Here is a 22743-nt window from a genome sequence, read left to right as displayed (position 1 = left end):
TGTCAGGACCGCACGTGCGGATCCGGCCGCACTCATCGGACCTCGCCCGCCGCGGGCGCCCGTGCACGCCAGGTCAGCGGTGAGGTCTTCTCGTAGAGCCAGCGGTACTGGCTCGTCATCTGGCGCGTCCGCGTGTAGCGGAAGCCCGCCGCGCCGATGATCATGACGACGGCTGCGTCGACCGCATAGTAGTGCAGCGACAGCAGCGTGCCCGAAAACAGGGCGTAGTGGATGAAGCGCACGGCAGCCGCCACCAGGAGCAGCGCCAGGGCGCAGTGCGAGAACGGCCGCCAGCCCCGGGCGATGCCGCGGGCCGCCATCCAGCCGGCCCAGCCGCCCATCACGACGGTCACGAGCAGGAACAGCCAGGCCGACGGCTCCTCGTACAGGATCCCCTGCAGCACGCTCATGCCCCGACCGGGCCGGCATGGCCCCCCTCCAGATAGGCGGCCTTGACGTTCGGATCGTCCAAGAGCGCGCGCCCGGTGCCGCTCATGGTCACCCGGCCGTTGACCAGCACGTAGCCGCGATGGGCGAGCTTCAGGGCGTGGTAGGCGTTCTGCTCCACGAGGAAGATCGTCATGCCGTCGGTCCGGTTCAGCTCGCGGATCGCGTCGAAGATGCCCTTCACCACCAGCGGCGCGAGGCCGAGCGACGGCTCGTCGAGGAGCAGCAGCCGCGGACGGCTCATCAGCGCCCGGGCGATGGCCAGCATCTGCTGCTCGCCGCCCGACATGGTGCCGGCGCGCTGGTTCAGGCGCTCCTTCACCCGCGGGAACAGGACGCAGACCTTCTCCAGATCCTCGGCGAAGAAGCGCCCGTCGTGGAGCGCGGCGCCCATCTGGAGGTTCTCGTAGACACTCATCCGCGGGAAGACCCGGCGGCCCTCCGGCGACTGGGCGATGCCGAGGCGGGCGATGGCGTGGGTCGGCATCCGGGTGATGTCGCGCCCGTCATAGGTGATCGTCCCCGAGCGCGCCTGGGGGCTGCCGAAGATCGTCATCATCAGGGTCGACTTGCCGGCGCCGTTGGCGCCGATCAGCGTGACGATCTCGCCCTCGGCGACGTCGAGATCGACCCCGCGCAGGGCCGCGACGCTGCCGTAATAGGTCGAGACGTCGCGCACCGCGAGGAGCGGCGGCTTGGCCCCCGCACGGATCGCCCGGGTCTCCTCGACCAGGACGTTGATGCCGGCGACACTCATGCCGGGGCTCCCGTCTGGGCGTCGGCGTGCGGCACGGTGATCCCGACCTCGGCCTCCACGGCCTCGACCTCCTCGTCCTCGACGCCGAGATAGGCGGCGATCACCTTCGGGTCGGCCCGGACCTCGGCGGGGGAGCCGTCGGCGATCTTCACGCCGTAATCGAGCACGACCACGTGGTCGGAGATCTCCATCACCACCGACATGTCGTGCTCGATCAGCAGCACCGAGGTGTCGTGCTCGTCGCGGATGTGGCGCAGGAGGCCGTTCAGCTCGGCCGATTCCCGCGGGTTGAGGCCGGCGGCCGGCTCGTCGAGGCAGAGCAGCACCGGGTCGGTGCACATTGCCCGGGCGATCTCCAGGCGCCTTTGCGCGCCGTAGGGCAGGGCGCCGGCCGGGTCGTCGGCCCGCTTCATCAGGTCGATCCGGTCGAGCCACGCCTTGGCGCGCTCGATCGCGGCTCCTTGCGCGTCCCGGTAGGTTTTGAGGCCGAGGAGCCCCAGGATCGTGTAGCCCGAGGCGCGCATCAGCGGCGCGTGCTGGGCGACCAGCAGGTTCTCCAGCACGGTCATGCCCTGGAACAGGCGGATGTTCTGGAAGGTGCGCGCCACCCGCGCGGTGCGGTTCACTTTGTGGTTGGGCAGCCGCTCCAGCAGGTGCGCGGTGCCATCCGTATGGGACAGCGTCAGCATGCCCTCGGTCGGCTTGTAGAAGCCGGTGATGCAGTTGAACACCGTGGTCTTGCCGGCCCCGTTCGGCCCGATCAGCGCGGTGATGTCGCCGCGGCGCGCCTCGAACGACAGGTCGGACACGGCGGTCAGGCCGCCGAACCGCATGGTCAGGTGCTCGACCGCGAGCACCGGCGGGGCGAGGGGTGACGTCGCCATCAGCCGTGCCCCTCGCTGACATGGGCGCCCGAGACGGCGCGACGCTCGCCGAGCGACACCGAGGGCAACCGCACCGAGATCAGCCCGCGCGGGCGCCAGACCATCATGGCCACCATGGCGAGGCCGAACAGGAGCAGACGGTACTCGCTCGGGTCGAAGCCTTCGCCGAACACGGCCTTCAGGAAGCCGAGGTTGCGCAGCATCTCCGGCCCGCCGACCATCGCCACCGCGGCGATGGCGACACCGACCTGGCTGCCCATGCCGCCCAGCACCACGATCGCCAGGATGATGGCGCTCTCCAGGAAGTTGAAGCTCTCCGGGCTGATGAAGCCCTGGCGTACGGCGAAGAATGAGCCGGCCACACCCCCGAAAGCCGCGCCCAGCGCGAAAGCCGTGAGCTTCGTGGCAGTGGTGTCGATGCCGAGCGAGCGGCACGCGATCTCGTCCTCGCGCAGGGCCTCCCAGGCGCGGCCGATCGGCAGGCGGCGCAGGCGCAGGGTGACGAAGTTGGTGATCAGCGCGAGCGCGAGGATTAGGTAGTACAGGAAGACGAGCCGGTGCATCGAGTCGTACGGGATGCCGAAGGTGGCCGCGAACCCGTCGTCGCCCGCCGTGAACGGGATCCCGAAGAAGGTCGCCCGCGGGATCGACGAGATGCCGGCGCCGCCGCCGGTCACGTCGGTCCAGTTGATCAGGACGAGGCGGATGATCTCGCCGAAGGCTAGCGTCACGATGGCAAGGTAGTCGCCGCGCAGGCGCAGCACCGGGAAGCCGAGGATCATCCCCCAGAGGCCGGCGAACAGGCCGGCCAGCGGCAGGCAGATCCAGAACGACAGGCCGAAGGTGGTCGACAGCAGCGCGTAGGAATAGGCGCCGACCGCGTAGAAGGCGACGTAGCCGAGGTCGAGCAGGCCCGCGAGGCCGACCACGATGTTCAGGCCCCAGCCGAGCATCACGTAGGTGAGGATCAGGATGCCGAGGTCGATCCAGTAGCGGGCCGAGGACAGGCCGCCGGTGGCGAGCGCCGCGAGGATCGGCAGGGTCAGGGCGACGGCGATGAAACTGTAGAGCCCGACCTTCGAGGTCTTCTGGCCGGCGTCGGGCTCGCCGTGGACCGCCTCGGTGGCCTGGACCGGGGAGGGGGTCAGCGCCCGCCGGGCGTCCCGGCGCAGGAGCACGAGCCGTTGGACGATGCGGGCGACGAAGATCGCCAGGCAGAGCGCCGCCACCAGACCCCAGCGCGGCACGAGCACCAGCTCGCTCCCCGGCCCGGGATCGGTGCGGTAGGCGATGATCGGCACGCAGAGGCCGAAGGTGACGAGGGCGTAGAGGGCAGCATCGCGCAGGATGCCGGCCATCGCGGAGCCCGGGAGCGCAGTCTGGGAACCGGCCATCAGACTTTCTCGACCTCGGGCCGGCCCAGGATGCCCGAGGGCATGAAGATCAGCACGATCGCCAGGATCGAGAAGGCGGCGACGTCCTTGTACTCGATGGAGAAGTAGGCGGACCAGAAGGTCTCGATCAGACCGATGATCAGGCCGCCGAGCACGGCGCCTGGCAGGGAGCCGATGCCGCCGAGCACCGCGGCGGTGAACGCCTTCACGCCGGGCACGAACCCGTCGGAGAACGACACGACGCCGTAATACATGAGGTAGAGGACGCCCGCGACGGCCGCCAGCGCGGCACCGAGCACGAAGGTCAGCGAGATCGTGCGGTCGACGTCGATGCCGAGCAGAGCCGCCATCTTGCGGTCCTGCTCGCAGGCGCGCTGCGCCCGGCCGAAGGGCGTGCGCTGCACGAGGTACCAGAAGCCGGTGAGCAGCACGGCGGTGACCGCCATGATCAGCACCTGCTTCCAGGCCAGGAACACCGCGTAGCCGTCCCGCTCGAACAGGGTGATGCCGCCCGACAGCATCGGCGGCGTCGGCTTGTTGCGGGCGCCCTGCACGACCTGCACGAAGTTCGACAGGAAGATCGAGACGCCGATCGCCGAGATCAGCGGCGCCAGCCGGAACGAGCCGCGCAAGGGTCGGTAGGCCACCCGCTCGATCGCCCAGCCCCACAGCGCGGTGAGCACCATGGCGACCACCAGCACCACCAGGAAGGCCAGCGCGATGGAGCTGATGCCGAGCCAGACAGTCAAAAGCAGGAACGTGATCAGCGCGATGAAGCAGGAGACCATGAAGACGTCGCCGTGGGCGAAGTTCACCATGCCGATGATGCCGAACACCATGGTGTAGCCGATGGCGATCAGGCCGTAGATCGAACCGAGCGTCAGCCCGTTGATCAACTGCTGTACGAAAACGTCCATGGACTCCCGCGCGCGCTCGTTTCTTGTGCTGCCCGCGCCGAGCGCGGGCTGATCGTCGCCGCAAGTCTCGTACCGCAAGCGTAGCCAACCGGCCACCGGTTTCATCGCCGCCCGGGCGTCGCGTGAAAACAGTCGACCGCACCAGTAACCGGGCCTGAATGGGCTTGCGTCTGGCGTAGTTCGTGCTTCACGTTAACGAACTTTAATGCTCGCTCATCCCGGGCGCTGGCGAGGAGCAGTACCGATGGCAGGTTCACGGCTCACGACGATGATCTTCGTCGGCATGCTCCTCGGGATCGCGGTGGGCTACGCCTGCAGTATCACCTGGCCGGATCCGCAGACCGCCAAGGAGATCGCCGGCTATATCGCGCTGATCTCCGACGTGTTCCTGCGGCTGATCAAGATGATCATCGCACCGCTGGTGTTCTCGACGCTGGTCGTCGGCATCGCGCATCTCGGCGACACCGCTGCGGTCGGCCGCGTCGGCGGCAAGGCGCTGCTCTGGTTCGTCGGGGCCTCGTTCTGCTCGCTGATGCTCGGCCTGATCCTGGTCAACATCATGCAGCCGGGCGTGAACCTGAACCTGCCGCTGCCCGATGTCGGCGCCGGCACAGGCCTGAAGACCGCCTCGCTCTCGCTTAAGGAATTCGTGACCCACCTGGTGCCCAAGAGCGCCGTGGAGGCCATGGCCAACAACGAGATCCTGCAGATCGTGGTCTTCTCGATCTTCTTCGGCGTCGCGCTCGCGGCCCTCGGCGAGAAGGGCCACTTCCTCGCAAAGGGCATCGAGGGCCTGGCCGACGTCATGCTGAAGGTGACGGGCTACGTGATGCTGTTCGCCCCCGTGGCGGTGTTCGCCGCCATCGCGGCGACGATCACAACGCAGGGCATCGGCGTGCTCATCACCTACGGCAAGTTCCTGATCGAGTTCTACATCGGCCTCGCGGTGCTCTGGGCGCTGCTGATGGGCGTCGGCTTCCTGTTGCTCGGCGGCGGCGGCATCATGCGGCTGATCAACTTGATCAAGGAGCCGTTCGTGCTGGCCTTCTCGACCGCGTCGAGCGAGGCGGCCTACCCGAAGATGCTCACCAACCTCGAGCAGTTCGGCGTGCCCAACCGGATCACCTCGTTCGTGCTGCCGATGGGCTACTCGTTCAATCTCGACGGCTCGATGATGTACTGCACCTTCGCGGTGATGTTCATCGCCCAGGCCTACAACATCCCGCTGACCTGGGGTCAGCAGCTCACGATGCTGTTCCTGCTGATGGTCACCTCGAAGGGCATGGCCGGCGTGCCGCGCGCCTCTCTGGTGGTGATCTCGGCGACGCTGGCGCAGTTCAACATCCCGGAGGCCGGCCTGCTGCTGATCATCGGCATCGACCAGTTCCTCGACATGGGCCGCTCGGCCACCAACGTGCTCGGCAACAGCGTCGCCACGGTGGCGGTCGCCAAGTGGGAGGGCCAGCTCAGCACGACCGACCAGCGCCTCGACCATGTCGGCACCGTGCCCTCGCCGGCAGAGTAGGGGCGGCGCGAGAGCGGGAGGACGGGTGATGGCAATGCGGCTCGTGGCGGCGATAGTCCTGGCGCTGGCTGGCGCGTCGCCGGCTTCCGCCATCGAGGTGCTCACCGGCACGCTCAAGAGCGTCGCCGAACGCGGCGAGATCGTGCTCGGCTACCGGGAGAGTTCGGTGCCATTCTCCTTTGTGGAAGGGAAGCAGCCGGACGGCAGCCCCCGGCCGATCGGTTACGCCATCGACCTCTGCGGCGAGATCGCCGACGACGTCCAGGCGGCGATCGGCCGCCCGGTGAAGATCCGCTACGCGCCGGTCACCGCCGAGACCCGCATCGACGCGGTGGCCTCGGGCAAGATCGACCTCGAATGCGGCTCGACCACCGCCAATGCCGAGCGTCGCCGGCAGGTCGCCTTCTCGCCGGTGGATTACATCAGCGCGACCCAGCTTCTGGTGAAGCGGGGATCTGGCATCGCGTCCTACCGGGATCTCGGCGGCAAGACCGTGGTGGTCACCGCAGGCACCACCAACGAGAAGGCCGTGCGCGACCAGCTCGCCCGGCTGAAGATCGCCGCCCAGCTGGTGACCGCCCCCGACCACGCCGCCTCCTACGCCATGGTCAAGGCCGGCAAGGCCGACGCCTTCGCCACCGACGACGTGCTCCTCTACGGGCTGATCGCCACCGACGCGCAGGACGGGGCGAACTACACGGTGCTGCCCGACAAGCTCTCCTACGAGCCCTACGGCATCATGTTCCGCAAGGACGACCCGGAACTCGCCGGCCTCGTGCAGCAGACCTTCACGCGCCTCGCCGAGTCCCGCGCGCTGCGCTGGACCTACGAGCGCTGGTTCCAGAAGCGCCTGCCCCACGGCGAGCGCCTCGACATCCCGATGTCGAACGACCTGCGGGTAAGCTTCCAGCTGATGGGTCTCGACGCGGGCGAGTGAGCGCCGCATCCACCGCGTCATCCCGGGGCCGCGCAGCGGAGCCCGGGATCCAGACACGCCGAGGCTCCAAGAATAAGCACTGACAGTGCGTCTGGATTCCGGGCCCGCCTCCGGCGATCCGGAAGGACGGAGCGGATGGCGCGGCTCACTGCCAGGCGCGATCGCCCGGGCGCCTCGCTTTCGCCCAACCGGCACGCGAGGAAGACCCGGCCTGACCGCTTCCCTCCCGCCGCGAGCGTGCCTTCGCCCATGCTGATCGCCGCGCACTGCCCGAAGCCGCGCGCCCTGGCGCTGGCCGCCCTCCTCGCCTGCGCCGCCTCGGGGGCGTCCGCGCACCCGCACGTCTGGGTGACCGCGAAGGCGCAGCTCGTCTACGAGGGCGGCAAGCTTGTCGGCGTGCGCGACACGTGGAGCTTCGACCCCGAATACACCGCCTACGTCACGCAGGGCCTCGACACCAACAAGGACGGCACGCTCAGCCCCGACGAACTTGCCGGGCTCGCGGCCGAGAACACCGCCAACCTCGCCGAATTCGGCTACTTCACGAAGCTGAAGGTTGGCGGCAAGGAGCAGGCCTTCGCCGATCCGAGGGAGCCGGCGGCTCGCATGGAGGACAAGGCTCTGGTCATGACCTTCCTGCTGCCGCTCAAGACGCCGGTCCTGCAGGGTCGGGGTGTTGCCGCCCTGGAGGTCTACGACCCGACCTACTTCGTGGCCTTCTCGTTCGCGGACGGACCCGAAGCCGCGACGCTCGCGGGCGCGCCGCAGGGCTGCGCCGCCACCGTCACCCGCCCGAAGACCGAGCAGCCGAAGACGGCGGAGGCCGGGTCCTCGGGAATGACCGAGGCGTTCTTCGAGGCGCTGACCGCGGCCTCCAGCTACGGGGTGCAGTTCGCCAGCCGGGTTCTCGTGGCATGTCCGTAGGCATCGGGATCGCCGCGCCGGCCCAACCGGGGCGGGTGGGATTGCGGCTCGGCCTCATGGTGCTGGCCATCGGAGTGGCCGCCCTGCTGGCGGCCGCGATCGCGTGGCTCGTTGCGCCCGGCATCGTCGCGCCGCCGCCGCGCTCGCCGTTCGGGATCGGCTTCCGGGAAGCGGCCCCGGCCGCCACGGGGATCGGCGGCGTGATCCTGGCGCTGCAGGCGAGCTTCTCGCGCAGCCTCAACGCCGCGGTGAGCGCGCTCCGGGGCGGCGGCAGCTGGAGCCCGCTGGTCGGGCTCGCCTTCGCGTACGGCGTTTTCCACGCCGCCGGCCCCGGCCACGGCAAGGCGGTGATCGCGGGCTATATCCTGGCGGGCGAGCGGGCGCTCCGGCGCGGCGCGATGCTGAGCGTCTGCGCCGCGCTGCTCCAGGCCTGCATGGCCGGGGCGATCGTCGGCCTCGGCAGGTTGGTCCTCAACGCTACGACAGCGAGCATCACCCGGGCCGGCACGCTGATCGAGACGGTGAGCTTCGCTCTCGTCGCCCTGATCGGGCTGGTGCTGACGTGGCGCAAGGCCGGGCGCCTCGCGCATCTCGGCACCGGCTGCGGCCCCGGCTGCAGCCACCTGCCAGGGCCGCAGGCCCTCGACACCCATGACACGTGGCGCGAGCGGGCCGGTGTGGTGCTGGCGGCAGGCATGCGTCCCTGTGCGGGCGCTGTGCTGGTCTTGGTCTTCGCGGTGTCGCAGGGCGTGCCCGGGGCGGGCGTGCTGGCGGTCCTGGCGATGGCGCTGGGCACGGCGCTCACCACGACGGCGCTGGCCTGTCTGGCGGTCTTCGCCAAGCGCACGGCCCTGCGCCTCGCGGGCGGCCGGGGCCAGGCGGGGCTCCTGGCGCTCGGTGGCCTGGAACTCGTCGCCGCAGCCTTCGTGCTGGTCCTCGGCACCGCGATGATCTCGGGCCTCGCGCCCGGGCTCGGCGGCTGAGGGGGCCTCGCCTTCCGGAACACGGCGTGCCACGCTGCGCACCCGAGACGGAGAGCGCGCCCATGCATCCCGACTTCGAGACGATCCTGAACTGGCGCCTGCTCGCCGGGTCTCACTCCTTCCCCGGCCCCGACGGCGGAACCTGCATCAACGAGGCCGCGATCGTGGCGGCCGGTCTGCCGTACCGGGCGATCCGCTCCAGCGCGGATTGCCCGCCCTGCTTCTCGCGGCCGATCGCCGCCTACGCCCTCGGCCTCAACGACGCCATGCCGGACGACATCCGGCCGCAGCTCATGGCCTTCGTGCTGCGGCTCTCCGGCAGCGCCGACATGCCGGAGGTCGAGGCCGCGCGCACATCGCGGCTGGCGTTGGAGAGCGTGCGGCGCATCCTGGCGCCGCTCTGCACCCTCGCCGGCATGGCCGAGGATGCCGAGGCCTGCGCCGGGGCCCCGGACTGGCTCATCGCGCTGGCGGCCGCGAAGGCGGCGGCCTGGCGGGGCGGGGCGCTCGCGCAGGCGGCGGCCCGGGGACGCCGCTGGCGCGAGGGCGCGCTGACCGCAGCAGTGTCCCGGACGGCGACGGCCGCGCAGCGCTCCGGCGACGATGCGCGCTGCGCCGCAGAGGTCGCCGAAGGGGCCGCGCCCTTCGTGGCCGGGACTTGGAGCCAGGCCTGCGCGATCCTCGAGACGGCCCTCAGCCTCGGTCGGCAGGCGCCGGAGATCGCCTTGGCCGGGGCCCGGGAGCGGCTCGACGCGGCGCGCGCCCTCGCTCCGGCCTGATCAGGCCGCCACGGGCGCGGCGTCGAGATCGAGCTCGATCGTGCCGCAATTCTCCAGGAACGTGCCGGTGAGGTGATAGAAGAACGTGCCGTGCCCGACCACCGCGATGGTCCGTTCCGGCCGGGTGCGCAGCCAGTCGCGGAACGCCGCGACCCGGGCGTCGAACAGGTGGCGCGGCTCGACCGGGTAGCCGCCGACCTCGCAGCCGGCTTCCGCGTGCCACCAGATCTCGGGCAGATGGCCGACATCGAGATGCGGGAATTCGGCCGCGATCTCCGAGGCCGCACGGCCGACGTCGCAGCTGCTCTCCTGGCATTCCCGATGCAGCACCTCGACCAGAATGCGGGGCTTGCTCGGATGATCGCCGAACACGATCGCGGCGGTCTCGATCGCGCGGGTCAACGGCGACACCACCACCAGATCGAACGGGATCGACCGCAGCCGCTCCCGCGCGTCCCGGGCCTGCATCTGGCCGCGCGGGGTCAGCCGGGCGTCGGGCAGCCCGGGATCGCCGCGCCCGAGCTTGTGCGCGGCGTTGAACGTCGATTCCCCGTGGCGGAGGCAGACGATTCGGGTCTTGTCCTGCATGGAACTCGGATGCGTCTCTCGAGGGGTCGGCTGCGTTGGTTCCGGGCGTGTCAGGCGAAACGCCCGCCGCGCTGGATGACCTCGATCTTGTAGCCGTCCGGATCCATGGCGAAGAAGAACCGGGCCAGCACGTCCTCGCCGTGCTTGAGCGCCTTCAGGTCCGTGACCGTGAAGCCCTCGCGCCGGTGCCGCGCATGCTCGGCCTCCAAGTCATCGACCACGAAGGCGATGTGCCCGTAGCCGTCGCCCAGATCGTAGGGGGTGTCGCGCCCCTTGTTGACCGTGAGTTCCAGCTCGAACGGCGAGGCCGGGTCGCGCAGGTAGATCAGCGTGAAGTCGGGAAAGTCGTAGCGGTCGGACACCTCGAGGCCGAAGGCGCGGGCGTAGTAGTCACGCGCGCGCTGCTCCTCAAGGACCCGGATCATGGCGTGGACGGGCTTGGACATGCGTCTCCGGTTCCGTGTGAGCAGGCGACAGGTGGAGGATCCACCCCATGTGGCGCTCCGACCCGTCCCTGAAAAGACCGAGCGCCGCAGAGGCCTGCGCGACATCGACGCTCCGGGGCGCGCCGAACCAGCTCCGGTCGACCGGCTTCTCCTGCGAACCAACGCTTGCACTTGAGCGCAATAGCACGTCGTCCAATACAAATTGCCAAGAACTAATTCTGAGGCCAAATTCGCGAATATCAGTATTATTTATGCCAATAAACCACTCAATCGAGCGATACATATCAAGCATGCCGACTTGAAATTTCGAGCTTTATACCTCATAACAGACAAGAGCGATTAATTCCTTTTTTACTCCCCACAGCCAATCCTTCGAATGACCATTCAGAACGGCCATATAGATTTTCAATCCGGGACATGAAGACTGTGGTAAGGCTGTCAAACCTCAAGGTTCTGCCCAAGCTGATCGCCGTCATTGCTGTCATCAGCATGATTGTCGGCGCCTGTGTCTGGTATGGACAGGGCCGAATGCGCGAGATCGACCAAGCCTACAGCGACTTCCTCAGCAACGAGACGGTGGCGGCGGTCGAGGCCCGGCGCCTCAACCGCCTTATGTTCGAGCTCAATTACTGGGTCTACCGGATCATCGCGGAGACCGAGGAGGCGCAGATGCAGAGCGCCAACCGAGGCTTCGAGGCCGCCCTTCCGAAGGTGAGGCCGACAATCGAAGCCCTCCGCGCGCATGCGCCGGCCTTCGCGAAATCGATCAACGCGCAGGGCGAGCGCATCGAACGCTTTGTCCAGAACGTCGACGAAGTGCGCCGGCTCGGGACCACCAACCAGAACGACAAGGCCCTCGCGCTGGTCCACTCGGCGATCGACCCGACCTTCTCGGCGATGATCGAAGCCGGCAACAAGATCGCCGACGACATCGGAGCTTATGTCGCCAAGGCGTCGGACGAGCTGACCGACAAGACCAACGCGACCCGCTACAGCCTGATCCTATTCAGCGCCCTGGGCATGCTCGCCGGACTCGCCGCGGCGGTGTTCATCGCGGTGTCGGGGATCACGCGCCCGCTCTCGCGCCTCGTGTCGGTCCTGCAGCGCATGGCGCAGGGCGAGATCGATGCCGAGATCAAGGAGGCCGCCCGTCGGGACGAGGTCGGCGCGGTCGGGAAGGCGGTCGAGGGCATCAAGGCCATGGTGGCTCGCAAGGCCGCCGAGGAGGCCGAAGTCCGGCGCATCGCCGACGCGGCCGCCCAGGACGAGCGCAAGCGCACCATGCTGGAACTGGCCGACGGGTTCGAGCAGGCGGTCGGGAGCATCGTCGGGATGGTGTCGTCCTCGGCCACGGAACTGCAGGCCACCGCCCAAACCATGACGGCCAGCGCCACCGAGACGGCCAACCAATCCACTGCCGTGGCGTCGGCCGCCGAGGAGGCTTCCGCCAACGTCCAGACCGTGGCGGCCGCGGCCGAGGAACTCGGCTCTTCGGTGCAAGAGATCGGCCGGCAGGTGCTCGGCTCGGCCAGCCTCGCGCAGACGGCGGTCGGCGAGGCCGACGAAACCCAGCACCTCGTCCAGGCGCTGACCCAGGCGGCCACGCGCATCGGCGACATGGTCGGGCTGATCTCGAGCATCGCGGGCCAGACCAACCTGCTGGCTCTGAATGCCACGATCGAGGCGGCCCGCGCCGGAGAGGCGGGGCGGGGCTTCGCGGTGGTCGCCGCCGAAGTGAAGGAGCTCGCAGCGCAGACGGCGAAGGCCACCGAGGAGATCAGCCAGCAGATCGGCCAGATCCAGGGCGTGACCGGCCAAGCGGTCTCGGCCATCGACACGATCGCGGCGCGGATCCGCGAGATCGATGGGGTCGCGACCACCATTGCCGCGGCCGTGGAGCAGCAGGGCGCGGCCACGCAGGAGATCGTCCGCAACGTCGCGCAGGCGGCGACCGGCACCGACGAGGTGACGAGCAACATCACCGGCGTGGCCCGGGCCTCCGAGGAGACCGGCGCGGCCGCCGCCCAGGTGCTGGGCGCCGCCGGCGAGTTGTCGCGCCAGTCCGAGCATCTCGGCGCGGAGGTGTCCCGTTTCCTCGCGACGATCCGGGCGGCCTGAGACCGACTTCGCACGGCGCGAGCCCGGACGTGCCGAAGCATCCTGGCGCCCACAGCCAAGCCATCCGCGCGTGATGACGCGCGGGCAAAGCCGACCGTGGCCTTCAACCGGCTCCTGTCAGAGCCCCGCTCAGGCCCCGACCCGCACCACCTCGGTCCGGTCGCCGGTCTGCGCGAAGGCGGCCGGATCGGCGCCCGTCATCCAGACCTGGCCGGGCAGGGCTTCCAGAGCCTCGAACAAGCCCGCACGCCGGCGCGGGTCGAGGTGGGCCGCCACCTCGTCGAGGAGGATCACCGGGGCGATTCCGCTCATAGCCCGCACCAGGCGGGCATGGGCCAGGACGAGCCCGATCAGCAGCGCCTTCTGCTCGCCCGTGGACGCCGTCCCGGCCGGCACGTCCTTGGGACCGTGGCGGACCACGAGGTCGCTGGTCTGCGGCCCGATCAAGGTGCGGCCGGCGGCCCTGTCGCGGTGGCGGCCATTGCGCAAGGCCAGCCGGAACCGGTCCTCCGCCTCGATGGCGGGCCAGACCGCGACGAGATCATCGAGGTCCCCCTCCAGGCGGATGGAGGCCCAGGGGAAGGGCTGCGCATCGTCCCGGGTCTCGGCGATCAGCCGGTCGAGCCGCTCGGCGGTCTCGCGCCGGGCCAGCGCCACCGCGACGCCGAGCTCGGCCACCTCCCGCTCCACCGCGTCGAGCCAGCGGTCGTCGTCGGGTCGATCCTCCAGGAGGCGGTTCCGCGAGCGCAGAGCCCGCTCCATCGCGGAGACCCGCGCCCCGTGCCCGGCATCGACCGCCAGGACGAGGCGGTCGAGGAACCGGCGCCGGTCGCCGGCCGCGCCGCGGAACAGCCCGTCGAGGTCGGGCGTCAGCCAGACCACCCGGAGGAACTCGCTGAAGGCCACCGGCGAGGAGGCCGGCGCGCCGTCGATGCGGCAGAGCCGGCCTGCCCGCCCGTCCGGCCCGGGGGGCTCCAACCCGGTGCCGAGCCGGTGCTCGGCGCCGTCCCGATCGAGGGTGATCGAGACGGCGAAGCCGCCCGGTCCCCCGGTCCGCGCCATGGAGGCGAAGTCCGCCCGCCGCAGGCCCCGGCCCGGCACGAACAGGGAGATGGCTTCGAGCAGGTTGGTCTTGCCGGCGCCGTTCTCGCCGACCAGCGCGACGAACCGGGCCTCGGGCGCGAGTTCGAGATCGGCGTGGTTGCGGAAGTCGCGGGCGATCAGGCGGGTGATGCGCTGGACCGGCTCGTTCGACCCGATCTCAGGATCGAGTGGATTGCTCATCGTCGATCCGCAGGGCTGAGCCGAACGGCGCTCAACGCTCCCCTCTCATCTGCCATCCCGTACAACCACCGCGTCCTGAGGTGCCCGCATCGGCGGGCCTCGAAGGAGGGCTCCAGAATCCATGTCGCCATCTGGAGGCCTTCTTCGAGGACTCCACGATGCTCCGGCACCTCAGGACGAGGGCGGGAGCCGGAAGGACCGACGCAGTCCTACACCCGCATCGGCATCAGCACGTAGAGCGCGGCGGCACCCTCGCGGTCTTGTATCAGCGTCGGCGAGCCCGGATCGGCGAGCTTGAACAGCGCAGTGTCGCCCTCGAGCTGCGCCGTGATGTCGAGCAGGTAGCGGGCATTGAAGCCGATATCGAGGTTGGCCGCCTCGTAATCGACATCGAGCTCCTCCGTGGCGCTGCCCGAGTCCGGGTTGTTCACCGAGAGGGCGAGACGCCCCTCGGCCAGCCCCAGCTTTACCGCGCGGCCGCGCTCGGACGAAATGGTCGAGACCCGGTCGACCGCCTTGGCGAAGGCGTCGCGCTCCACGGTCAGCCGCTTGTCGTTGTTGGCCGGGATCACCCGCTGGTAATCCGGGAAGGTCCCGTCGATCAGCTTGGAAATCAGGGTCAGGCCGCCGGCGAAGCGCAGGCGGATCTTGGCGGGCGACAGGTCGACCGCGACAGTCTCGCCGCCGTCGTCGAGGAGCTTCTGGATCTCCGCCACCGCCTTGCGGGGCACGATTACGCCGGGCATGCCGACGCTGCCCTGCGGCGCCGGGATCTCGACCCGGGCGAGCCGGTGGCCGTCGGTGGCCACGGCCCGCATCACCGGGCCGGCTTCGGTCTCCAGCGTGTGCAGGTAGATGCCGTTGAGATAGTAGCGCGTCTCCTCGGTGGAGATCGCGAATTGCGTCTTGTCGATCAGGCGCTTGAGATCGGCGCTGGCGATCTCGAAGCCGTGGGGCATCTCACCGGCGGCGAGGTCCGGGAAATCGCCTTCCGGCAGGGCCCCGAGGGCGAAGCGCGAGCGGCCGGAGCGGATCGTCATCTGGCCGGCCTCGCCGCCGGTCTCCAGGGAGACCTGCGCGCCGTCGGGGAGCTTGCGCACGATGTCGTAGATCACGTGCGCCGGCACCGTGGTGGCGCCCGCATCGGCGACGTCGGCCGGAACCCCCTCGGTGACCTCGATGTCGAGATCGGTGGCCCGGAGCTGGAGGCTCGCGCCTTCCGAGCGCAGCAGGACGTTCGACAGGATCGGGATCGTGTTGCGGCGCTCGACGACCCGGTGCACGTGGCCGAGCGACCTGAGCAGGGCCGCGCGCTCGACAGTGACTCTCATCGCAATACTCGAATGGTGTGGACGGCGCCGCGGCCGGCAGCCGTCGCGGAATATGGCCGTTCAGCTTGGCGAAGGGGACTCGGGAACGCAAGGCCGCCATGGGTGCGCCGCACAGCGACCTCGACCATCCCGCCGGCGCCATGTCGGATTCAGGGTTTCCGTCCAGGCCGCCCCGTGCGAAAGCGCCGCAACCGAACCGAGACCGTCCAGATCATGCTGCAGAGCGTCGAGACCGCAGGCCCCACAGGCACCGCACCGAGCGCCGGGAGGATCCTGGCCGCGAGCTTCGTCGGGACGGCGATCGAGTTCTTCGATTTCTACATCTACGCCACGGCCACTGCCCTGGTGATCGGACCGGTCTTCTTCCCCGCCGGCGCGCCGGGCGTTCAGCAGCTCAGCGCCTTCGCGACCTTCGCCATCGCGTTCATCGCGCGGCCGGTGGGTGCAGCCCTGTTCGGGCATTTCGGCGACCGGGTCGGCCGCAAGGCGACGCTGGTGGCGTCCCTGCTGATCATGGGCCTGTCCACCGTCCTGATCGGCTGCCTGCCGACCTACGCCACGGCCGGCTGGTGGGCTCCGGCGGCGCTCTGCATCCTGCGCTGCGGGCAGGGCATCGGGTTCGGCGGGGAATGGGGTGGGGCGGCTCTGCTGGCGGTGGAGAACGCACCGCCGGGCAAGCGCGCGTGGTACGGGATCTTCCCGCAACTCGGCGCGCCGGTCGGCTTCATTCTGGCCAATCTCGGCTTCCTGGCGCTGAGCTTCGGCCTGTCGCCCGAGAACTTCCAGGCCTGGGGCTGGCGGCTGCCGTTCCTGGCCTCCGCCGCCCTGGTCGGCGTCGGGCTCTACGTGCGCCTGAAGCTCACCGAGACGCCCGCCTTCAAGGCCGCGCTGAGCCAGGCCCGCCCGGAGCGCGTGCCGTTCGCCACGATGCTGACGCAGCACGGGCGCGCGGTCCTGATGGGCACCTTCGCCATGGTGGCGGTTTACGCGGTGTTCTACCTGTCGACCGTGTTCGCCCTGGGCTACGGCACCGGCACGCTCGGCTACACGCGGCCGAGCTTCCTGCTGTTCGAGTGCATCGCCGTCTGCTTCATGGCGCTGGGAACCGTGATCTCGGGTGCCGCCGCCGACCGGTTCGGGCGCCGGCCGGTGCTCCTCTCCGGTATGGCCGCGGTGTTCCTGCTTGGCTTCCTCATGGGGCCGATGCTGGGAACGGCCGCCGGCACCGGGACGTGGCCGCCGGTCCTCGGCTTCCTCTGCCTCAGCCTCCTGGCGATGGGCTGGGTGTTCGGCCCGATGGGCGCCCTGCTGCCGGAGCTGTTCCCGACCCGGGTGCGCTACACCGGCGCCTCGGTCACGTACAATCTCGCGGGAATCCTGGGCGCATCCGGAGCGCCCTACATCGCCCAGGAACTCGCGGCCTATGGCGGGATCGGCTTCGTCGGGATCTACCTGGCGGTCGCCGCGACCCTCAGCTTCGTCGCCGTCCTGGCGATGCCGGAAACGTCGGGCCGCTAGAGCCGTTCCGGATCGGATTGGGACGGGGTCGATGGACATGCCCATGCCGGACCACGCGTAGGTTTCCTCGCGCGTGCGGGAGAGATGTGCCCACGCAGTGAGCTGGGTGAGGGATCAGGTCTGCCCAGGCGAGGCGCAACCGGGCCCCGCGGCGCGGACGCCTCACCGTGAAGCGTCCTAGCATTCACCCCAACCCTCTCCCGCACGGGAGAGGGGGCATGACGCGGCTGTCTCGGCAGGAGACGCTTGTCGTCCAGGCCGTAGCAACCGGATCGGGAACGGCACTAGGCCCGGCCGGCGCCCGGCTCGAAGCGGCCGAGGAACCGGGTCCGCTCCCACAGCTCGATCGTGTTACGCTCCAGCATCGCGCGCACTTGGCGCTTCGCCTGGCTGTCGTCCTCGGCCAACACGACCTCGGCCGAGAAGACGCGTCCGGCGCGGTCGAGCTTGAACGCCCGGTAGGCGCGGCTGCGATGGGCGGTATCGGCGTTCAGGGCAAGCATCGGGACCTCCTCTGCGGCCGAACGTTCCAGCAGAGGGTTAACGGCACGTAAACGGTGCGCGGGCCGGGCGTTGCGCCTCGTCAGAGCGCGCATCCTGGCCGGGGCGACGGGCCGTGACCGGATCCGGAGCGCTCAGCTCCGCTTGTCGAGGGGTCGGCCCAGCAATCGTGCGAACTCGGCCTCGATCTCCTCCACCGAGAACGGATTGCCGGCTGATTTCGCGTCGGACCGGGTGACCGGCGGCTCGAATGTCGGAGCGGCCTTCGGCAGAACCGGCTGGGCCGGCGGCGGCGCGGGCGGCTGCAAAGCCGGGACCGGCTCCGGCGCTGCCGGGGGTGCGGGCGACACGACCGGAGGTTTCGGCGTGACCGGTGCCGCCGGCCTGTCCGGGATCGCAGGCATCGGCCCAGGCGTGGGCGCCGGCGGGGTGGAGGCCATGGCGGCCGCCACCGGGTCGACACCCTCCGGCGCGGCGGGCACCGGGGCGGGCGTGACGGCGGAGGACGGGCGCGAGAGCGCGGCCTGAAGCTGCCGCGCCATATCGGACAGGATCGCCGGATCGACCGAGCGGCGTTCGGACGGGACGGCGAGGCTCGGGGCCTGCGCCGCTCCCGACTCGGCCGGCTCGGGCTCGACCTTCCGCTCGGAGGCGGGGCGCGGCGGAGACTCAGCGAGCGGCGGCGCGGTCCGGCTCAGGATCCGCCGCGGCGTCATCGACTCGCGTGGCGCCCGAGGCGGCGCGATGGGTGCCTCCGCGACCGGATCCGGCGCCAGGGGCGCGGAGACATCCTGGCCGGGCTCATCACCGCCGAGCAGGGCGGCGTCGAGCGGCAGGGTCACGGGCGGTGCGGCTGCGGAGCGTGGCACGGGTGACGGCACGACCACCGGCATCGCGAAGCCCGGATCGAACAGGGGCTCGGCGCGGCGACCAGCCGTCTCGGCCAGGGCGCGCGGCGGCTCGGGCAGGCGCCCGCCCTGGACCAGGGGATCGGGCAGCGGCTCGTCGAGAGCATCCGGGGCCGGCTCGGACCGGAGGCTCGCCTCCGGCAGCGGGCGCTGGGTGCGCTGGATGTTGCGCTCGACCACCACGTCGTTGGGGCCGCCCACCAGGAGCAGGTGCTCGACATTGTCCCGGCGCAGCAGGATCAGCTGGCGCGCGCGGTCGAGCTCGTAGACATCGACGATCCCGAGCCGGGGCTGCCGACCGCGGCCGCCCGCACGCCCCGGCAACGCGAGGTTGCGTCCCGTGAGCCGCCGGACCGTGAAGACGATGGCCGCAAGCGCCGTGAAGATGACGGCGAAAATCACGACGTACTGGACGATGGGGGAGCCGTCAGAACCGAACACGGATTGCAGCCATCGCAAAATTACGCACTCGCACGTTCCGGCCGCCGCTGGTTCGCGACCGGCACGGCTTGTCCATACCACGCCGGCAGGGCTGCAAGGCAAATGACGTTAAGAGTTCGTTAACAGACCTTTTAAACCAACGCTATCAAGACAATAGGTTGTGAAGAGGGTCTCGCGCGGGCGCCTCGGGAACCGGATTGCCGCACCCTGCACATGCCGGCCCGCGACCGCACGGTCAGAGGCGATCAGGCAGGGGCCGGCCTGACCGATCGGCGGCGTGGCCACCCGTCGTTGCTGGCTCACCCACATCTTTAACGCACCGTTAACCATGCAGGCGGCAGATTTTGCCGAGCCCGCCGGCTTCGGCGCGGCCCCGCCGGAGGCGACCTTGGCCCTCACAGACCTGCCCGTGCTCGGCATGCTGCGCACCCGGATGCAATGGGCCCAGGCGCGCCAGGGCGTGATCGCCGAGAACGTGGCCAATGCCGACATGCCGGGCTTCAAGCCCCGCGATCTCGTGGAGCCCCGCATGGACCGGGCAACCGGCACCCTGGTCTCATCGTCGACGACCCTGGCGCTGACCAGCCCGGCCCACATCGCCCCGGCCGGGCAGGGAGCGGGCGACGCCGCGTCGAAGCGCGCGAAGGGCTTCGAGACGCGCCCGAGCGGCAACGCCGTCAACCTCGAGGACGAGATGATGAAGGCCGGCGACAACCAGTCGGACTATCAGCTCGCCGCCTCGCTCTATCAGCACAGCCTCACCACCCTGAAGATCGCCGTCGGCAAGAGCTGAGCTTCCGGGACAAGGGCTGTTCGGTCACGGCGCGCGGAGGGCCTGAACCATGGAATTCAGCAAGTCGCTCACGGTGGCGGCGGCCGGCCTCAAGGCCCAGTCGGGCCGGATGCGGATCATCGCCGAGAATATCGCCAACGCCGATTCCGCGCCCGCATCGCCCGGGGCGGAGCCCTATCGGCGCAAGATTCCGACCTTCACCAGCCATCTCGACGGCGAGACCGGGGCCCGGCTCGTGGAGGCCGGCCGCATCCGGCGCGATCCGTCGGCGTTCCGGACCAAGCACGAGCCCGGAAACCCGGCGGCCAACGCCCGGGGCGAGGTGCAGATGCCCAACGTCAACGCCCTCATCGAGAACATGGATCTGCGCGAGGCCCAGCGCTCCTACGAGGCCAATCTCAACATGGTCACCTCCACCCGCAAGATGCTGGCGCAGACGCTGGCGATCCTGAAGTGACCGCGTAGGAACGCGCAGCAAGGACTCTGGCCATGGCTTCGAGCAACTTCGCGGCGGGCGCCTACGCCGCCGTCCAGGGCCTGGCCTCCGGTCGGCCCACCCCCCGGGTGCAGCCGGCCGCGGAGGCGGGCGGCGACTTCATGCAGCTTCTCGGACAGACGCTGGACAGCGTCGGCGATGCCGGGCGGCGGGCCGACGCGCAGGCCGTCTCGGCCGCGTCCGGCAAGGCCAACGTGGTCGACGTGGTCACCGCGGTGGCCGAGAGCGAGACCGCCCTCCAGACCATGGTCGCGGTGCGCGATCGCATGATCTCCGCCTACGAGGAGATCATGCGGATGCAGATCTGACGCCGCGCCCCGACCGGATTACCGGCATCGGATCATCCAGCCCAGTCCCCTCAGGATGAGGGCGGAGGTTCGGATAGACGTTCGACCGGCGGGAACCGCCCCGCCTCCTGCGCCGCCATCCCGGCTCACATTGGCACCTTCATGACCGGCCTCGCCATTCTCGACATCGCCCGCGACGGCATCTTCGTCTTCCTGAAGATCGCCGGACCGCTGATGCTCGTCTCCCTCGCCGTGGGGCTCGCCGTCTCGCTGGTCCAGGCCCTGACCCAGGTCCAGGAGCAGACCCTGATCTACGTGCCCAAGATCGTCGCGGTGTTCGCCGCGCTGCTGTTGATGCTGCCGTTCATCGGTGACGCCATGGCCGGCTACATGGTCCGCATCGCCGCCCGGATCGCGGCGGGCGGCTGATGCACAATCCCGCCGCGACAGGGGCCAAATTCGCGTGCCATAGGGGCGGCGATGAACCTGCTCGTGCCCGGGATCGCGTCGGCCTTTCTGATCACCTTCGCGCGCGTCGGCACGCTGATCATGCTGATGCCCGGGATCGGCGAGCAGACGGTGTCGCCGCGGCTGCGTCTCGCCTTCGCGGTGCTCACGACGCTGGTGCTGTTCCCGACCGTGCGCCCGCTGCTCGGCGGCACGGAGGGGCTGGCCGGGCCCCGGCTGATCGGACTGCTGTTCGGGGAGACGATCGTCGGGCTGGTGCTCGGCCTCACGGTGCGGATGGTGCTCGCCGCCCTGCAGACCGCCGGGGTGATCATCTCGGCGCAGCTCGGCCTGTCCTACGCGATGACGGTGGATCCGAGCCAGGGCGGCCAGCAGGTGGCGATCGGCAACTTCCTGTCGCTGCTCGGGATCACGCTGATCTTCGCCGCCGACCTGCACCATCTCGCCATCGAGGGCTTGGCCCGCAGCTACGTCGTGCTGCCGCCGGACGGCGTGCCGGCCTTCTCGGACGCGCTGATGCTGGCGACCCGGGCGCTCGCCCGCGGCTTCACGCTGGCGGTCCAGATCTCCGGGCCGTTCATCGCCTTCGGCCTCCTGTTCAATCTCGGGCTCGGCGTGCTGTCGCGCCTGATGCCGCAGTTGCAGGTGTTCTTCCTGGCGGTCCCGGCCTCAGTTCTGGCCGGAATGGTCATCCTGATGGGCGCCCTCGGCGTCATGATGGGAGTCTTTCTGGACGATATCGGCCGGTATCTCGGCGCGTATGTCGGCCGATGACCGTGCCCGCCCCCCGCCGCTTCCGCACGCGCTGAGGTCGATGCGCAATGGCTGAGGGCGCGGATGACGAGGACAAGACCGAGGAGCCGTCCCAACGGCGCCTCGATCAGGCGATCGAGCGCGGCGACGTCGCGAGCAGCACCGAGATCAACACCTTCGCGTTGCTGGCCGCCTTCACCCTCGCCCTGATGGTCGCGGGCCCGAGCATCGCGCAGAACCTCCTGTACGGGTTGAAGGCCTATCTGGCGAACGCCCACACCCTCCCGGACGACGCCACCGCCATGAAGGCCGCCGCGACGCGGGGGCTCTGGCTGTGGCTCCAGGCGGTGGCCGTGCCGGTGGGCTTGGCCATCGTCGCGGGTCTCGCCGCGGGCCTGCTCCAGCACCCGCTGGTGTTCAGCACCGAGACGCTGATGCCGAAATTCGAGCGGCTGTCGCCGATGGCAGGCCTGAAGCGCCTGCTCGGCATCGAGGCCTGGTTCCAGTTCGGCAAGGGACTGGCCAAGATCACGATCGTGGGCGTGGTCGGCGCCGTCCTCCTGTGGAACGACCGCGACCGGCTCGAGGTGTTCGTTCAGCTCGACCCCACCGCGTGCCTGCCGGCGATCCTGTCCCTGAGCCTGCGGCTGCTCGCCGGCATGCTGTGCATGCACCTCGCGATCACCCTGGGCGACGCGCTCTACGCGCGGTTCCGCTGGCGCAAGCGCCACCGCATGACGAAGGAAGAGCTGAAGCAGGAGATGAAGGAGTCGGACGGCAACCCGGAGGTCAAGGGCCGCATGAAGCAGCTGCGCATGGCGCGGGTGAAGAAGCGGATGATGGCCGCCGTGCCGACCGCCACCGTGGTGGTGACCAACCCGACCCACTACGCGGTGGCCCTCCGATACGAAGCCGGCATGGCCGCGCCGATCTGCGTCGCCAAGGGTGTCGATGCGCTGGCTCTGCGGATCCGCACGGTGGCGGCCGAGCACGGCGTCGCGGTGATCGAGAACCCGCCGCTGGCTCGTGCGCTGCACGCCACCGTGGAGATCGACCGCGAGATCCCCGCCGAGCATTACCGGGCGGTGGCCGAGGTGATCGGGTTCGTCCTGCGCCTGCGCCGGAGGGCCGCGTAAGCCCCGGCCGCAGCGGCGGCCGGACGATCGGCCGGGAAAGCCACGCTTCGTCCACCTTTTTTCGCGAGGCTGTGCCGAGGCTTGGCGCGACGTCAGTGGTGCCGCGCTGCCCTTGCCCTGATATGGCC

General features: G+C 69.9%; 24 protein-coding genes. 13 read left to right on the top strand and 11 right to left on the bottom strand.

Going from position 1 to position 22743, the window contains the following annotated elements; all coding sequences use genetic code 11:
- Positions 1 to 32: 32 nt before the first annotated feature.
- From ABIE45_RS24025 to ABIE45_RS24005, 5 genes are read right to left on the bottom strand one after another with little or no spacing between them, the layout of a single operon-like run.
- On the bottom strand, positions 33 to 401 hold the full coding sequence (locus tag ABIE45_RS24025) for a DUF6867 family protein (protein WP_192709058.1): 369 nt from the start codon (positions 399 to 401) through the stop codon (positions 33 to 35).
- A gap of 5 nt (positions 402 to 406) precedes the next feature.
- Complete coding sequence (locus ABIE45_RS24020; protein ID WP_192708833.1) at positions 407 to 1204, bottom strand: ABC transporter ATP-binding protein; 798 nt, start codon at positions 1202 to 1204, stop codon at positions 407 to 409.
- Complete coding sequence (locus ABIE45_RS24015) at positions 1201 to 2088, bottom strand: ABC transporter ATP-binding protein (RefSeq protein ID WP_192708832.1); 888 nt, start codon at positions 2086 to 2088, stop codon at positions 1201 to 1203. Before ABIE45_RS24015 ends, ABIE45_RS24020 begins: the two co-directional genes overlap by 4 nt.
- Entirely contained in the window at positions 2088 to 3482 is a 1395-nt protein-coding gene (gene livM / locus ABIE45_RS24010; protein WP_192708831.1) for a high-affinity branched-chain amino acid ABC transporter permease LivM, read from the bottom strand. Before livM ends, ABIE45_RS24015 begins: the two co-directional genes overlap by 1 nt.
- On the bottom strand, positions 3482 to 4399 hold the full coding sequence (locus tag ABIE45_RS24005; protein WP_192708830.1) for a branched-chain amino acid ABC transporter permease LivH: 918 nt from the start codon (positions 4397 to 4399) through the stop codon (positions 3482 to 3484). Before ABIE45_RS24005 ends, livM begins: the two co-directional genes overlap by 1 nt.
- A gap of 244 nt (positions 4400 to 4643) precedes the next feature.
- On the opposite strand from ABIE45_RS24005, the gene ABIE45_RS24000 reads away from it, so the two are divergent.
- The 5 genes from ABIE45_RS24000 (at position 4644) to ABIE45_RS23980 (ending at position 9547) form a co-directional block, all read left to right on the top strand.
- Positions 4644 to 5924, top strand: a complete 1281-nt coding sequence (locus ABIE45_RS24000) for a dicarboxylate/amino acid:cation symporter (protein ID WP_192708829.1) — start codon at positions 4644 to 4646, stop codon at positions 5922 to 5924.
- Positions 5925 to 5952: 28 nt separating this feature from the next.
- Positions 5953 to 6861, top strand: coding sequence for an amino acid ABC transporter substrate-binding protein (locus ABIE45_RS23995; protein ID WP_192708828.1), 909 nt, complete (start codon positions 5953 to 5955; stop codon positions 6859 to 6861).
- A gap of 249 nt (positions 6862 to 7110) precedes the next feature.
- Positions 7111 to 7785, top strand: a complete 675-nt coding sequence (locus ABIE45_RS23990) for a DUF1007 family protein (protein ID WP_192708827.1) — start codon at positions 7111 to 7113, stop codon at positions 7783 to 7785.
- The gene (locus tag ABIE45_RS23985; RefSeq protein WP_192708826.1) at positions 7776 to 8768 is read left to right on the top strand and encodes a nickel/cobalt transporter; all 993 of its coding nucleotides are present in this window, start codon (positions 7776 to 7778) and stop codon (positions 8766 to 8768) included. Before ABIE45_RS23990 ends, ABIE45_RS23985 begins: the two co-directional genes overlap by 10 nt.
- 62 nt (positions 8769 to 8830) lie before the next feature.
- Entirely contained in the window at positions 8831 to 9547 is a 717-nt protein-coding gene (locus tag ABIE45_RS23980; protein ID WP_192708825.1) for a hypothetical protein, read from the top strand.
- Here the strand turns inward: ABIE45_RS23980 and ABIE45_RS23975 are convergent, their stop codons facing one another.
- On the bottom strand, positions 9548 to 10135 hold the full coding sequence (locus ABIE45_RS23975; protein ID WP_192708824.1) for a histidine phosphatase family protein: 588 nt from the start codon (positions 10133 to 10135) through the stop codon (positions 9548 to 9550).
- Positions 10136 to 10185: 50 nt separating this feature from the next.
- Positions 10186 to 10581, bottom strand: a complete 396-nt coding sequence (locus ABIE45_RS23970; protein WP_192708823.1) for a VOC family protein — start codon at positions 10579 to 10581, stop codon at positions 10186 to 10188.
- A 417-nt stretch (positions 10582 to 10998) separates the two neighbouring features.
- Here ABIE45_RS23970 and ABIE45_RS23965 point away from each other — a divergent pair, with 417 nt between their 5' ends.
- Positions 10999 to 12699, top strand: coding sequence for a methyl-accepting chemotaxis protein (locus ABIE45_RS23965; RefSeq protein WP_192708822.1), 1701 nt, complete (start codon positions 10999 to 11001; stop codon positions 12697 to 12699).
- A 129-nt stretch (positions 12700 to 12828) separates the two neighbouring features.
- Here ABIE45_RS23965 and recF read toward each other — a convergent pair whose 3' ends face one another.
- Complete coding sequence (recF, locus tag ABIE45_RS23960; RefSeq protein WP_192708821.1) at positions 12829 to 13983, bottom strand: DNA replication/repair protein RecF; 1155 nt, start codon at positions 13981 to 13983, stop codon at positions 12829 to 12831.
- Between the two features lie 209 nt (positions 13984 to 14192).
- Positions 14193 to 15314 carry a DNA polymerase III subunit beta gene (gene dnaN / locus ABIE45_RS23955; RefSeq protein WP_192708820.1) on the bottom strand — a complete coding sequence of 374 codons (1122 nt, stop codon included), beginning with the start codon at positions 15312 to 15314 and terminating at the stop codon, positions 14193 to 14195.
- A 213-nt stretch (positions 15315 to 15527) separates the two neighbouring features.
- Here dnaN and ABIE45_RS23950 point away from each other — a divergent pair, with 213 nt between their 5' ends.
- The gene (locus ABIE45_RS23950; RefSeq protein ID WP_192708819.1) at positions 15528 to 16832 is read left to right on the top strand and encodes an MFS transporter; all 1305 of its coding nucleotides are present in this window, start codon (positions 15528 to 15530) and stop codon (positions 16830 to 16832) included.
- 284 nt (positions 16833 to 17116) lie between these two features.
- On the opposite strand, the gene ABIE45_RS23945 is transcribed toward ABIE45_RS23950, so the two are convergent.
- Complete coding sequence (locus ABIE45_RS23945; protein WP_192708818.1) at positions 17117 to 17335, bottom strand: hypothetical protein; 219 nt, start codon at positions 17333 to 17335, stop codon at positions 17117 to 17119.
- Positions 17336 to 17467: 132 nt separating this feature from the next.
- On the bottom strand, positions 17468 to 18682 hold the full coding sequence (locus ABIE45_RS23940; RefSeq protein ID WP_373622588.1) for a hypothetical protein: 1215 nt from the start codon (positions 18680 to 18682) through the stop codon (positions 17468 to 17470).
- A gap of 388 nt (positions 18683 to 19070) precedes the next feature.
- Between ABIE45_RS23940 and flgB the strand changes: the two genes are divergently transcribed.
- The 6 genes from flgB to flhB all read left to right on the top strand — a co-directional run bounded on the left by flgB (position 19071) and on the right by flhB (position 22615).
- Positions 19071 to 19475 (top strand): flagellar basal body rod protein FlgB, encoded by a 405-nt coding sequence (gene flgB / locus ABIE45_RS23935; RefSeq protein ID WP_192708816.1) that lies wholly within the window; start codon positions 19071 to 19073, stop codon positions 19473 to 19475.
- 49 nt (positions 19476 to 19524) lie between these two features.
- A complete protein-coding gene (gene flgC, locus ABIE45_RS23930; RefSeq protein WP_192708815.1) occupies positions 19525 to 19932 on the top strand; it encodes a flagellar basal body rod protein FlgC in 408 nt (135 codons plus the stop codon).
- 32 nt (positions 19933 to 19964) lie between these two features.
- Entirely contained in the window at positions 19965 to 20279 is a 315-nt protein-coding gene (fliE, locus tag ABIE45_RS23925; RefSeq protein WP_192708814.1) for a flagellar hook-basal body complex protein FliE, read from the top strand.
- A gap of 141 nt (positions 20280 to 20420) precedes the next feature.
- A complete protein-coding gene (fliQ, locus tag ABIE45_RS23920) occupies positions 20421 to 20687 on the top strand; it encodes a flagellar biosynthesis protein FliQ (RefSeq protein ID WP_192708813.1) in 267 nt (88 codons plus the stop codon).
- Between the two features lie 51 nt (positions 20688 to 20738).
- Positions 20739 to 21500, top strand: coding sequence for a flagellar biosynthetic protein FliR (fliR, locus tag ABIE45_RS23915; protein WP_192708812.1), 762 nt, complete (start codon positions 20739 to 20741; stop codon positions 21498 to 21500).
- Positions 21501 to 21547: 47 nt separating this feature from the next.
- Complete coding sequence (gene flhB, locus ABIE45_RS23910; protein WP_192708811.1) at positions 21548 to 22615, top strand: flagellar biosynthesis protein FlhB; 1068 nt, start codon at positions 21548 to 21550, stop codon at positions 22613 to 22615.
- Positions 22616 to 22743 lie beyond the last annotated feature (128 nt).

The organism is Methylobacterium sp. OAE515, from assembly GCF_041806315.1.
Lineage (GTDB): Bacteria > Pseudomonadota > Alphaproteobacteria > Rhizobiales > Beijerinckiaceae > Methylobacterium > Methylobacterium tardum.
Note: the sequence above shows the minus strand (reverse complement) of the source record. Positions and strands in the feature narration are given on the sequence as shown.